The following is a 12,430-nucleotide window of genomic DNA, read 5'->3' on the forward strand; positions in this document are numbered from 1 at the left end:
AGCTTCGAAGCCTTGGGAGGGGCGCATGCACAATGAGATGGCTCATGCGGAGCGGGTCTACGCCAGCGCGCAGCTGAAATCGGCTGCGGCGAGTTCGCCGATTATAGCCTCCTGGCACCGCTGCATGTCGATGTATCAGCTGGCGCCGGAGCAGAACCGCGCACCGTTGCGGCTGACGGATGAGGAGTTCCGGCTGGCAAGGGAGCAATCGGCGCAACTCATCGTCGAAGCGACCGACGAGCTCGACCGCCTGTTCCTGACGGTCGGCAAGGCCGGCTGTTGCCTGCTTCTCACCGACAGCAAGGGCGTTGCGCTGGAGCGGCGCGGAACCGGCAGCGAGGACAAGGATTTTCGCAGCCTCGGGCTTTGGCCTGGCGCCGTCTGGAGCGAGGCCAGTGCCGGGACCAATGGCATCGGCACGGCACTCGCCGACGAGCGTTCGGTGACCGTGTACCGCGACCAACATTTTCTCTCTTCGAACATCAATCTCAGCTGTACGTCCGCGCCGATCCGCGACCATCGCGGGCAGCTGACGGCCGCGCTCGATATTTCGACCTGCCGCGAGGACGTCAACGAAATGGCGCTGGCCATCCTGTCGCAGGCGGTGCGCGATGCCGCGCTGCGCATCGAGACCAATCTCTTCCGCAGCGCGTTTCGCGGCTCCCGGATCGTCATGGTTCCAAGCGGCAGCAATCCGGCGGCAGCGCTTCTGGCCGTCGACAAGGACGACCTCATTCTCGGCGCCACCCGCGCTGCAAGGCTGGCGCTCAAACTCGACGATGCCCGGATAAAGGCTGGACTGCCGGCATCCGATGCCTTGCACGAGGACCGCAGCGACGATGGCGCAGACCTCATGGAGGCCGAACGCGCAGCCCTGCGCCGCGTGCTGTCGCGCAACCACGGCAACGTCTCCCAGGCAGCCCAGCAGCTCGGCATCAGTCGCGCGACGATGCACCGCAAGATGAAGAAGCTCGCGCTTCACTGACATTTCATTCGGAGGTGACGATGGGCAATACGGCTCGAACGCAGTCTCAAGAGGCTGTGTGGATCGAGCCGACCGGGTAGATGTTGCCTATCGTGTGATCGTTTGCCTGTCGCATAGGCACCATCTTGTCTCACAAGTGAAACACTGTGCACTGCGGCATTGATTGCCGGCTCTACCTCAGGCGCCTTTCCGGGTGCAGGTTCCTCCCATCGATCCGCAGGATCAGTTCACCCAGGGAGAATGACATGCTGCATCAGAAAATCGTCGAGTCGCCGTTCAAGCTGAAATACGGCAACTACATCGGTGGCCAGTGGCGCGAGCCGATCTCCGGAAAATACTTCGACAACACCACGCCCGTGACCGGCGGCAAGCTCTGCGAAATTCCCCGCTCCGACGAGAAGGATATCAACGCCGCCCTCGACGCCGCCCATGCCGCCAAGGATAGCTGGGGCAAGACGTCCACCACGGAGCGCTCGAACATCCTGATGAAGGTGGCGCAGCGTATGGAGGACAATCTCGAGCTGCTCGCCAAGGCCGAGACCTGGGATAACGGCAAGCCGATCCGCGAAACCATGGCGGCCGACATTCCGCTGGCGATCGACCATTTCCGCTATTTCGCAGCCTGCATCCGTGCACAAGAAGGCTCGATCGGCGAGATCGACCACGACACCGTCGCCTACCATTTTCATGAACCGCTCGGTGTCGTCGGCCAGATCATTCCATGGAACTTTCCGATCCTGATGGCCGCGTGGAAGCTCGCGCCGGCGCTTGCCGCCGGCAATTGCGTGGTCATCAAGCCTGCCGAACAAACGCCGGCGTCGCTGCTGATCTGGGCCGAGCTGGTCGGCGACCTGTTTCCTGCCGGCGTTCTCAACATCGTCAATGGCTTTGGCCTCGAAGCTGGCAAGCCGCTGGCCACCAGCCCGCGCATCGCCAAGATCGCCTTTACCGGCGAAACCTCGACAGGCCGGCTGATCATGCAATATGCCAGCCAGAACCTCATCCCCGTGACGCTGGAACTGGGCGGCAAGTCGCCGAACATCTTCTTCGACGACGTCATGTCGCAGGACGACGATTTCCTCGACAAGGCGCTGGAAGGCTTTGCGATGTTCGCGCTCAACCAGGGCGAAGTCTGCACATGCCCCAGCCGGGCGCTGATCCAGGAATCCATCTATGACCGGTTCATGGAAAAGGCCGTCAAGCGCGTAGAGGCGATCAAGCAGGGCAATCCGCTTGACAGCGCCACGATGATCGGCGCGCAGGCATCCAGCGAGCAGCTGGAAAAGATCCTGGCCTATCTGGACATCGGCCGGCAGGAAGGCGCGGAAGTGCTGACTGGCGGCTCGCGCAACGACCTCGGCGGCGAACTCGCCAACGGTTTCTATGTCAAGCCAACGATCTTCAAGGGCCACAACAAGATGCGGGTGTTCCAGGAAGAGATCTTCGGCCCCGTGGTCTCGGTGACGACATTCAAGGACGACAAGGAAGCGCTAGAGATCGCCAACGACACGCTGTACGGCCTCGGTGCTGGTGTCTGGAGCCGTGACGCCAACCGTTGCTACCGTTTTGGCCGCGAGATCCAGGCGGGACGTGTCTGGACCAACTGCTACCACGCCTATCCGGCCCATGCGGCATTCGGCGGTTACAAGCAATCGGGCGTCGGCCGTGAAAACCACAAGATGATGCTCGATCACTACCAGCAGACCAAGAACATGCTGGTGAGCTACAGCACAAAGGCTCTCGGTTTCTTCTGAGAGCCATGTCGAATGGCTGAAGGTATCGGCCCTCTCCCTGACAAGGGGGGAGGGCAATGCGTTCGCAGGAGGCGAGATGTCCGAAACAATCAATGGCGAACCGCGGGTTCTGGCGACCGATGCGGCGCTGGAGTTGATCCGCGAAATCCAGGTCGACCATCCCCACGTGCTCTTCCACCAGTCCGGCGGCTGCTGCGATGGATCGTCGCCGATGTGCTACCCGGTGGAGGAATTCATGATCGGGGATCATGACGTGAAGCTCGGCGAGATCGGCGGCGTCCCGGTCTACATATCCGGCAGCCAGTTCGAAGCCTGGCGGCACACGCAGCTGATCATCGACGTGGTGCCGGGCAGGGGCGGCATGTTCTCGCTCGACAATGGCCGCGAGAAAAGGTTTTTGACGCGCTCACGAATGTTCGACGGAGGCGAAGCCTGCGCGATCCCCTTGGTGAAAAGGGTCTAGGAACGATGGCTTCGAGGTGACAGCAGTCTCAGTCGAACAGGCTGGAAACCGATTCTTCCAGGCTGGTCCGGTTTATCGCCTCGCCCATGAGGCTCGCCGTCGAGATGACGCGGATGTTGTGGGCAGACTGTACAGCTGTCGTCGGCTGGATCGAGTCGGTGATGACCAGCTCTTTCAGTTTCGACGATGTCACGCGCGTGACGGCGCCACCGGACAACACCCCATGGGTAATGTAAGCGGTTACACTAAGGGCGCCGTTCTTCAACAATGCTTCGGCGGCGTTGACTAGCGTACCGCCGGAATCAACAATATCGTCGATCAAGATGCAATCTTTGCCATGGACGTCGCCGATGATGTTCATCACTTCGGATTCGCCCGGGCGGTCGCGCCGCTTGTCAACGATCGCGAGCAGACAGTCCAATCTTTTGGCAAGCGCCCGTGCGCGAACTACGCCGCCGACATCAGGGGAAACAACAGTGATGTTGCTGATGTCGTAATGCGCCTTGATGTCCCGCGTCAGGATTGGCAAGGCGTAAAGATTGTCTGTCGGGATGTCGAAGAAGCCCTGAATTTGCCCGGCGTGAAGGTCGAGTGTGAGAACACGGTCAGCCCCGGCCTCGGTGATTAGGTTGGCCACCAGCTTCGCAGAAATGGGCGTGCGCGGACCGGGCTTGCGGTCTTGGCGGGCATAACCGAAATAGGGAAGAACGGCAGTAATGCGCCGAGCGGAAGACCGACGCATTGCGTCGATCATGATCAGCAGTTCCATCAGGTGATCATTAGCAGGATATGAAGTAGACTGTACAAGGAAGACGTCCTCGCCGCGGACGTTTTCCTGGATCTCGACGAAGATCTCCTGGTCTGCGAACCTGCGGACAGTTGCCCTGCCCAAGGGCACGTTGAGATAATTGCAGATCGCTTCGGCAAGTTGCCGGTTCGAGTTCCCTGCGAAAACCTTCATTTTGGTCCGCCCATTTCCAGTTTGATAGCCGCGCTTTTAACCGCCCCGGTCTCGAATGCAAGGGCTTAGGACAAGTGAAGCCCAGAATTGTGTGTAGGGGGGATGCTATCCACCGCGTGTCTGGCGCCAGCCATTGAATTCGGCGATCGTCTTCGAGGCGATTTTCTGCATGACGGAGGGCGGAACAGCGGCCCACGGATCGCCGCGCTTCAGCGGTACGCTCTCCGTGCCCTGGATACGGTGCAGGCGTCCGCCAGTGCTGTCCAGCACGTCCCAGACGTAGGAGACGGTGATCTGGGGGCCGTCTGCAAAGGTCGTGAGGTAGCCTTTCAGAATGTAGGCGGCGGCGGTGTCGCCCGATCCCTTGATCGTCAGCCCGTTGGCGCGCGCCTCAACGCCCAGCTGTCGCGACAGGGGCGTGACGGCCTCAACCGGTCCTCCGATGATCGGCAGGAAGCGGATGGTGTTGCCGTCGCTCGCTGCAGCCGGCGGCAGCGATGCTTGCTGCTGCTCGCCATCGGGCTGTTGTTGCCCGGCGTCGGATTGATCGCTCTGCTCGGCGGCCTGTTGTTGCTCTTGCGCAGGCTGCGGGTCGCTCAGTCGGCGCTCGGCCTCGCGTTGCTCGTCGGATTGCGACGGCAGGGAATTTTCCGCGTCATCGTGACCTTGCGACATGCTATCGTGGAGCGGCTTGGACGCAACCGGGTTGCGGCCGCCGCTGCGCAGCGCATCGGCCTGCTCATCCAGCGTTGCGGATGAACTGCCGGTGGTGCTGTAGCCCTGCTGCTGGTAGCTGGATTGATAGCTGTCCCGGGTCTGGGCGCCGTAAGTCGGCTGGTGAGGCGCCGCCGCCATCCGCTCGACCTCGCGCTGGGTGACCGGGGCGGAGGCGACATCGTCGCCGATACCGACCCGAGGTGTCAGCGCGTCGGTCGTGTTACAGGCGGACAAGGTCGCGAATGCGACCACGATGATCGGTATCGACCTGACAGACACCATGGTTCCTGCGTCCCTTCATCGCCCGGTTGAGCCGGCGGGTGACTGGACAGCATCGGCTTGATCCACGTTCCCGCTCAAGGAAACAGGATACGCCCCTACCGGTTAAGAAATTCGAGCGGATGGCGCGAAAGAGTTTTGGGAGCGTCCGCGGTCGTCAGGTAGGTCTGGCCGAGGGTCATCGCCGTGCCGGTGTCGGAATCCATGATGATCATGTGAACGAACAGCGACATGCCGGGCTCGATCTCCTGCGGATTGCCGATGTGGAACATCTGCTGTTCCATCCAGGAGGGCGAGAAGCGGGCGCCGAGGGAATAGCCGCAGGCGTTGAGCCGGTGCCGCGCCAGGCCGCGCTCGTCCATGATCCTCGCATGCATGTCGAACACGTCGCCAAAGTTATGGCCCGGCTTCATCACGGTCTCGATGGCCTGGATAGTTTCGAGGCAGGCGCTGAACAGCTCGCGGTGGCGATGTGTCGGCTCGCCCACGACGATCGTGCGCATCATGGCAGCATGGTAGTGGGCGTAGGTACCGGCCCACTCCAGCGTCAGTTGGTCGTTGGCATCCAGCTTGCGACGGCCCGCCTTGTAGCGGCAGAGAAGGGCATCGATGCCGGAGCCGATGATGAATTCGTTGGCCGGATAGTCGCCTCCGCCGGAAAATACCGCTCCCTGCATGGCTGCAAGGATCGCGGCTTCATCGCCGCCGGGCCCGGTCAATGCCAGCGCCGCATCCAGCGCATCGTCGGCAAGGGCTGCCGCGCGCTCGACATAGGCAAGTTCGGTCGGGCTCTTTACCAACCGGAGACGGCCGACGAGGTAGGAAGCATCGACCAGCTGGGCGAACGATGTCAGCTGATCGTCGAGCAGGCGTGCGACGCGGCCGGTCATGCCGTGCGTATCGTATTCGACGCCGATGCGGGCGCCGAGCAGGTCCATTTCGCTCAGCAGGTTCTTCAGATCGAGCGTCGGGTCGGCGTTGATGCGGTCGACCCAGATGTGGATGTCCTCGATGATGGAAGTCTGGCGCGCCTGGCGCAGGTCTGCCGAGCGGGTCAGCAACGTCATGGTGCCGTCCGCCTTTACCACCAGCGTCTGGAAGAAGCAGTAGCCGAAGGTATCGTAGCCTGTCAGCCAGTACATGCTCTCCTGGGCAAAGAGCAGCATCGCGTCGAGCTTCTCCTCTTCCATCTTTGCCGTCAACCTTGCGAGGCGGTCGGCGAATTCGGTGCGTTCGAAGTGCAGGGCCATGTTAAAACGTGTCCTCGATTGCGATGGCTGAGATCTGCCGGCCATAGTCTTCCTGGCGCTCATGGGTCGTGCGGCGGTAGGAAAAAAAGCGGTCGGCATCGGGGTAGGTGCAAAGGCCCAGGCTTTCGGCCGTGACGCCGGCTGCCGTCAACCGGTCGATGGTGAGGGCCGGCAGGTCGAACATCGCGTGGCCCTGATTGGCCGACCCCGAGAAATAGCGCGTGTAGGCCGGATCATGGGCGAGGAAGCGTTCGACGAACTCCGGGCCGACTTCGTAGCTGCTGCTGCTGATCGACGGGCCGAGGCAGGCAACGATCGATCTGCGCTCTGCGCCAAGCGACACCATCGCGTCGATGGTGTTTTCGAGTACGCCTGTCAGCGCACCCTTCCATCCCGCGTGGGCTGCACCGATCACCCGGTTCTTGGCATCGGCAAAAAGGATCGGGCCGCAATCGGCTGCCAGCACGCCGAGCACTATGCCGGGCACGGCTGTCACCAGCGCGTCGGCCTGCTGTCTTGTGCCGTCATAGCCGGCATCGATGGTAACGACGTCGGCGGAGTGGATTTGATGGACGGTGGCGAGCCTTTCGACCGGCTGGCCGAACCACGCAGCGACCCGATGGCGGTTTTCCTCGACCGCAGCCCGCTCATCGCGGGAGCCGAGTCCGACATTGAGGCCACGATAGATACCCTCGGAGACGCCGCCTTGTCGGGTAAAGTAGCCGTGGCGGATGCCGGGACGGCCGATTGCCGCCAGCAGCGGGCTTTCCAGGGGTTGCAGCAATGAGTCGTCCTTCACGTCCGGTTTCGTCTGGCTTGCGCAGCCGTTGCCTGGCGTGCGGTCCGCTGCTTCGATGGCGCAGATGTTTTCCCCACGGCAGGCGGGCTGTCAATCCACCGGGCGGAACGGCATCAGGTCGATGGCCGGACTGGAAACTGCCAGCACCTTGAACAGTTCCCCCATCTTGCCTTCGCCAGCGCCGGCCAGCCTGTCCACGGCTAGCTGGATATCGCGCTGCACCGTGCCGTCCTGTCCCCGGCCAAGCGCACCGGCGCGGTCCGCCAGTCCGAGCCCTATCAGGAAATCGCCTTGGTAGGCGCAACCGTTGACGTGGATGCCTTCGGCGAGCGCTGCTTCGGCAAGGCTCTGGAAATCGACGTGGCTGGTGAGGTCCGCTTCGCCGGGATGGGCGAGCGGCGGATCGTATTCATGCATCCGCACGGCCTGCAGCGTGTCGCCGAAACCCGTCGACAGATGGCCGTAGTCGATGATGACGGCAGTGCCGCCGTTGCTGCCGAGCCGCTCGCAGATGGCGCTCATCACCGCCTGGCGGGCAGTGGCGATTTCGAAGACGGTGCCGAGCGGCGTTTTGGGCGCGGATTCGGGCATCAGTGCTGGATCGAGGGTTGCGACGCCGGCAGCAAAGCTGAGCTCGTCATCGATGTCGAGCACCACCACCCGCTCGCGAAAGCCCGTTGCGGTGCGTACAAACTGGCGGATCGGGATGGCATCGAACAGCTCGTTGGCGGCCAGCAGCGTGAAGCCATGGGGGACGTCGTTGAAATCCACATGCCAGGCGACCTTGGCGCCATGGGACTGCAGCGTCTCCTGCTGGATGTCGCGCAGTCGTTCGCTGGTTTCGACCAGATGCACCTGCATGCTGTCGTAGAGCAGCGGTGCAAGGCGCCGAATGACGCGCAGCATGTCCGACATCATCGTGCCGCGACCGGGGCCGATCTCGACAAGGCGCACACCCGGCGGCGTGCCGTGGCGCTGCCAGGCATGCACCATGAAGACGCCGATCATCTCGCCGAACAGCTGGCTGACCTCTGGCGCGGTCACGAAGTCGCCGGAAGGGCCGAAGGGTTCGCGCGTGCGGTAGTAGCCGTGCTGCGGGTCCGCGAGGCACAGCGAGAAATAATCGGTGACGCTGATCGGCCCGTTGGCGCGGATGATTGTCTTGATCTTTTCCCCTAGCGCGGTTGTCATCGCATCTCCCCCGAAACGCTCAGACTGGATGTCGCTGGATGGTATCGGCCCGGACAGCCCGAACAGCGCGTATGGCAGCCCAGAGACCGAGCAGGATCATCGGCAGCGACAGCACCATACCCATGGTCAGCCAGTCGGTACCGAGGAGATAGCCGAGCTGCGCATCCGGTTCGCGAAAGAACTCGACGAAGATGCGCGACAGCGCATAGCCGGTGACGAAAACGCCGCTGGTGAGGCCCGGTCGCTTCAGGGTCAGCAGCCAATGGGTGATGACAAACAGCACCAGGAACAGCACGATGCCCTCGAGGCCTGCCTCGTAGAGCTGGCTCGGATGACGGCTGAGCGGCCCGCCTGTCGGAAAGACGATAGCCCACGGCACCGTCGAGACGCGACCCCAGAGTTCGCCGTTGACGAAATTGGCGATGCGTCCGCAGAACAGTCCGATCGGCACGACGGTGGCGATGACGTCGAACAGGCTCCACATCGGAATGCCATTGCGGCGGGAGAACAGGATCATCGCGACGGTCGAGCCTATAAGGCCACCATGGAACGACATTCCTCCGTTCCAGATTTCGAATGCGCGCAGCGGATTTTCGCTGACGGCTTGCATGTCGTAGAACAACACGTAGCCAATGCGACCGCCAAGCACGATGCCGAGTGCAATCCAGACAACGAAGTCATCGAGATGGGCAATGGTCATCGGCGCCTTGCCATCACGCCACAGTCGTTCGTTGGTGACCAGACGCCTCGCATAGCCCCAGCCGAGCAGGATGCCGATGACATAGGCAAGTCCGTACCAGTGTATCGCCAGCGGACCTATGGAGAAGGCCACCGGATCGATATCCGGGAAGGGAATCATTGCCATAAGAAGGGCGGGTGTCTGCAAGGTGATCGATCCAATAATGCGCGCTGAACATGCTGCCGAAACGAGGCATGATGATGTCGATTAAACCGAACCATGACAATTGCAAGCGCTGTGCTGAGTTGCCCACGGCTTAAACCGCTTGCAACGGGACTTCCGAAATCCTAACTCAACACTATCTTGGAGGTGAAAACCCTTCACCGGGCCGTTGGCCGCAAAGGAGAGCAGCATGACCACAGGACCGAACCGCATCATGGATGAATTCGCCAAGCTGATGACCGATGCCGCTGGCGCCGCGCAGGGCGTCCGCCGCGAAATCGAAACCGCCTTCAATGCCCAGGCCGAACGCTGGCTTAACAGCATGGACATCGTCAAGCGCGAGGAGTTCGAAGCCGTGCGCGAAATGGCGGTCAAGGCGCGTGACGAAAACGATGCGCTCAAGGCCCGTATCGAAGCGCTCGAGGCGAAGCTTTCCGCCAAGGCAAAGTGATTTCAGCCCCCAAGGCTGGTCCGACGGGCATGGTGGATCTCCACCATGCCCGTTTTGTTATCATTTGAACGAATTTTTTAAGACCTGTGGACATGTACAAAAAACTCAATCGCCAGAGTCATTTATGACTCGCTTCTGAATCGATCTCGCAACACCTTTCCACAGGCGGATCGGGGATTTGTAATTTGAGGGGATGGCGCCGGCCTACAGCGCCTATACACTGATTTTAAATGATGATTCGGAACGGCCTTGGTAAGCTCCGGGCATGGTGGTCACGATATACTGGCCCCGTTCAACATCATCCCAGTGGTTGTGCCGGAGTTACTGTCTGCAGGGTAGTGTGTTGAAGCACAAGCAGCTGCATTCACTCCGGTTGAAAAGGTGCTGTATGAGCCTGATGGAAATTGAACTTGAGCGCCAGTCCAACCCGGTCGACATGATCGAGTTCGTCGCTGCCAATAACGACTGGTCCTTCGAGAGGTCGGGCGAAGACGAGATCGCCATGACCGTAGCCGGCCACTGGGCCGATTATCACGTGTCGTTTTCATGGATGGAAGAGTGCGAGGCTCTGCACATTGCCTGCGCGTTCGACATCAAGGTCGCAGAAACCCGCGTCAACGAAGTCATCCGTCTGCTCTCCTGCATCAACGGCCAGGTGATGATGGGCCATTTCGACCTGTGGCGCCAGGAAGACGTAGTGATCTTCCGCCAGTCGCTGCTCCTTGCCGGCGGTGCCGAGCCTACCAACCGCCAGGTCGAAGTGTTGCTTTCCAACGGTCTTGAGACCTGCGAAGCCTATTATCAGGCCTTCCAGTTCGTCGTCTGGTCCGGCATGGAGGCCAAGAGCGCGATGGAAGCTGTGTTGTTCGAAACCGTCGGTGAGTGCTGATATGACGCCTGCCGCCGCTTCCGCCTCTTCTTCAGGTCCGATCGTTCTGGTCGGTGCTGGCAACATGGGCGGCGCGCTGCTGACCGGCTGGCTGAAGAGCGGTGTTGCCGGCTCGTCGGTGATCGTCGTCGATCCGGGTCCGGCAGCCCCGATGCTGACAATGATTGCGGAAGCCGGCGCCCGGCATGTTACCAGTTTGCCCGAGGGTATAGAGGCCGGCGTTCTTTTTCTGGCGCTGAAGCCGCAGGTGATGGAGGCGGTCTTGCCGTCGCTGCGCCATGCCGTGGGCACTGAGACAGTCATCGTCTCCGTCGCGGCCGGCAAGACGCTGGCATTTCTGGAGACCCATCTCGGCAAGGCAGCCATGGTCCGCGCCATGCCGAACACGCCGGCCATGGTCGGTCGTGGCGTCACCGGCGCCTATGCCAACGAGGAGACAGACGAGCGCCGACGGCAGATCGTCCAGAATCTCCTGAAAGTCTCCGGCCCTGTCGAATGGGTGCCCGAGGAAGCCGATATCGATGCCGTAACGGCTGTTTCAGGCAGCGGTCCGGCCTATGTCTTCTATCTCGTGGAATGCATGGCGGAGGCAGGTCGCAAGCTCGGCCTGCAGGCGGACCTCGCAATGCGTCTCGCACGGGAAACCGTCGCGGGAGCTGGCGAACTTCTTCACCAGCTCCCCGACGATGCTTCGAGGCTGCGCCAGAACGTCACCTCGCCGGGCGGAACCACTGCCGCGGCACTCGCCGTCCTGATGGCCGAGGACGGCATGCAGCCGTTGTTCGACGAGGCGATTGCCGCTGCCCGCCTGCGCGCGCAGGAACTGGCTGGCTGACCCAACGGAGTTCCCCATGACCGAAGAGATCACCTATGGCGATTTTGAGAAGTTAGACATCCGCGTCGGCACGATCGTCGAGGCTGAGGATTTTCCGCAGGCACGCAAGCCGGCCTTCAAGCTGAAAATCGATTTCGGCCCGGAAATCGGCATCAAGAAATCCTCGGCGCAGATCACCGTCCACTACACCCTTGAAACGCTGATCGGTCGCCAGGTGCTCGGCGTCGTCAATTTCCCGCCCCGCCAGATCGGGCCATTCCGCTCGGAAGTGCTCACCCTCGGTTTCGAGGATGAGGCGGGCGCCATCGTGCTTGCCGCTGTCGAGCGTGGCACGCCGAACGGGCGCCGGATGATGTAAACGGCATTGCCGTTCAGTGGATATCCCGCGACACCGGGTCGGTGACGCTGAAGTCGAAGAATTCGGCTTCGAAGCCGGTGCGCTGTGGTGAGCAGAAGGCCGGGCCAACCATCAACTCCGCGATCGCCGGGTCGAAATAGGCGAGCCTTGCCATGTGCCAGTCGGTCATTGCGTCCGTGCGGTACTGGATGAACAGCGCGTCGCCGTTGCGGGTCACGCGCACCGACAAAGCATCGAAATCCTGATCCAGCCTGAAGGCCGACCAGTCGGAATGCCCGTTGGTGACGACGACGCTGAAGTGCTTGGCACCATCGGTAAATTCTATGCCGCATTTGACCCAGTGCGTCGCGTCGTGGCGGATCATCAGGCCTGCCTGGTCATAGAGATGTTCGTAACGGCCCGAAAAGCTAACACTGGCGGTGAAATCGCCGTGGCGCGGCTGGTGCAGGAAGTGGCCATCGTCTCGGTGGAAGCCGTAATAGGTACCCTGCCAGAAGTCGGTTTTTTCGCCGGACCGGACGAACAGTCGTCCGTCACGCACTTCCGATAAAGGCGGCTCATTCAGCCAGGTCATGGCTGTAAGATCGAACGTCATAA

The 12,430-nt window shown here is 61.6% G+C and carries 14 protein-coding genes; 7 read left to right on the plus strand and 7 right to left on the minus strand.

Annotated elements, in window-relative coordinates:
- Positions 1-25: 25 nt before the first annotated feature.
- From J5278_RS07470 to J5278_RS07480, 3 genes are all read left to right on the plus strand, one after another.
- On the plus strand, positions 26-985 hold the full coding sequence (locus J5278_RS07470; RefSeq protein ID WP_209184318.1) for a helix-turn-helix domain-containing protein: 960 nt from the start codon (positions 26-28) through the stop codon (positions 983-985).
- A 245-nt stretch (positions 986-1,230) separates the two neighbouring features.
- Complete coding sequence (adh, locus tag J5278_RS07475; RefSeq protein WP_209184317.1) at positions 1,231-2,739, plus strand: aldehyde dehydrogenase; 1,509 nt, start codon at positions 1,231-1,233, stop codon at positions 2,737-2,739.
- A 76-nt stretch (positions 2,740-2,815) separates the two neighbouring features.
- On the plus strand, positions 2,816-3,202 hold the full coding sequence (locus J5278_RS07480; RefSeq protein WP_142823331.1) for a DUF779 domain-containing protein: 387 nt from the start codon (positions 2,816-2,818) through the stop codon (positions 3,200-3,202).
- Between the two features lie 28 nt (positions 3,203-3,230).
- Here J5278_RS07480 and J5278_RS07485 read toward each other — a convergent pair whose 3' ends face one another.
- From J5278_RS07485 to lgt, 6 genes are all read right to left on the minus strand, one after another.
- On the minus strand, positions 3,231-4,163 hold the full coding sequence (locus tag J5278_RS07485) for a ribose-phosphate pyrophosphokinase (protein WP_142823330.1): 933 nt from the start codon (positions 4,161-4,163) through the stop codon (positions 3,231-3,233).
- Positions 4,164-4,268: 105 nt separating this feature from the next.
- A complete protein-coding gene (locus tag J5278_RS07490) occupies positions 4,269-5,162 on the minus strand; it encodes a hypothetical protein (protein WP_209184316.1) in 894 nt (297 codons plus the stop codon).
- Positions 5,163-5,257: 95 nt separating this feature from the next.
- A complete protein-coding gene (locus J5278_RS07495) occupies positions 5,258-6,409 on the minus strand; it encodes a Xaa-Pro peptidase family protein (protein ID WP_142823328.1) in 1,152 nt (383 codons plus the stop codon).
- 1 nt (position 6,410) lies between these two features.
- Positions 6,411-7,193 carry a peptidoglycan editing factor PgeF gene (gene pgeF / locus J5278_RS07500; RefSeq protein ID WP_247749182.1) on the minus strand — a complete coding sequence of 261 codons (783 nt, stop codon included), beginning with the start codon at positions 7,191-7,193 and terminating at the stop codon, positions 6,411-6,413.
- Positions 7,194-7,298: 105 nt separating this feature from the next.
- On the minus strand, positions 7,299-8,399 hold the full coding sequence (locus tag J5278_RS07505; RefSeq protein ID WP_209184315.1) for a class I SAM-dependent methyltransferase: 1,101 nt from the start codon (positions 8,397-8,399) through the stop codon (positions 7,299-7,301).
- A gap of 19 nt (positions 8,400-8,418) precedes the next feature.
- Complete coding sequence (lgt, locus tag J5278_RS07510; RefSeq protein ID WP_142823325.1) at positions 8,419-9,285, minus strand: prolipoprotein diacylglyceryl transferase; 867 nt, start codon at positions 9,283-9,285, stop codon at positions 8,419-8,421.
- A gap of 205 nt (positions 9,286-9,490) precedes the next feature.
- On the opposite strand from lgt, the gene J5278_RS07515 reads away from it, so the two are divergent.
- From J5278_RS07515 to J5278_RS07530, 4 genes are all read left to right on the plus strand, one after another.
- Positions 9,491-9,751, plus strand: coding sequence for an accessory factor UbiK family protein (locus tag J5278_RS07515; RefSeq protein WP_142823324.1), 261 nt, complete (start codon positions 9,491-9,493; stop codon positions 9,749-9,751).
- Between the two features lie 388 nt (positions 9,752-10,139).
- A complete protein-coding gene (locus J5278_RS07520; protein ID WP_111222713.1) occupies positions 10,140-10,640 on the plus strand; it encodes a YbjN domain-containing protein in 501 nt (166 codons plus the stop codon).
- 1 nt (position 10,641) lies between these two features.
- Positions 10,642-11,475, plus strand: coding sequence for a pyrroline-5-carboxylate reductase (gene proC, locus J5278_RS07525; protein ID WP_209184590.1), 834 nt, complete (start codon positions 10,642-10,644; stop codon positions 11,473-11,475).
- Positions 11,476-11,491: 16 nt separating this feature from the next.
- Positions 11,492-11,833 (plus strand): tRNA-binding protein, encoded by a 342-nt coding sequence (locus J5278_RS07530; protein WP_209184314.1) that lies wholly within the window; start codon positions 11,492-11,494, stop codon positions 11,831-11,833.
- 13 nt (positions 11,834-11,846) lie between these two features.
- Here J5278_RS07530 and J5278_RS07535 read toward each other — a convergent pair whose 3' ends face one another.
- Positions 11,847-12,428, minus strand: coding sequence for a DUF1349 domain-containing protein (locus J5278_RS07535; protein ID WP_209184313.1), 582 nt, complete (start codon positions 12,426-12,428; stop codon positions 11,847-11,849).
- Positions 12,429-12,430: the final 2 nt, after the last annotated feature.

It is taken from the genome of Rhizobium sp. B21/90 (genome assembly GCF_019355815.1).
In the GTDB taxonomy this organism is placed as follows: domain Bacteria; phylum Pseudomonadota; class Alphaproteobacteria; order Rhizobiales; family Rhizobiaceae; genus Rhizobium; species Rhizobium rhododendri.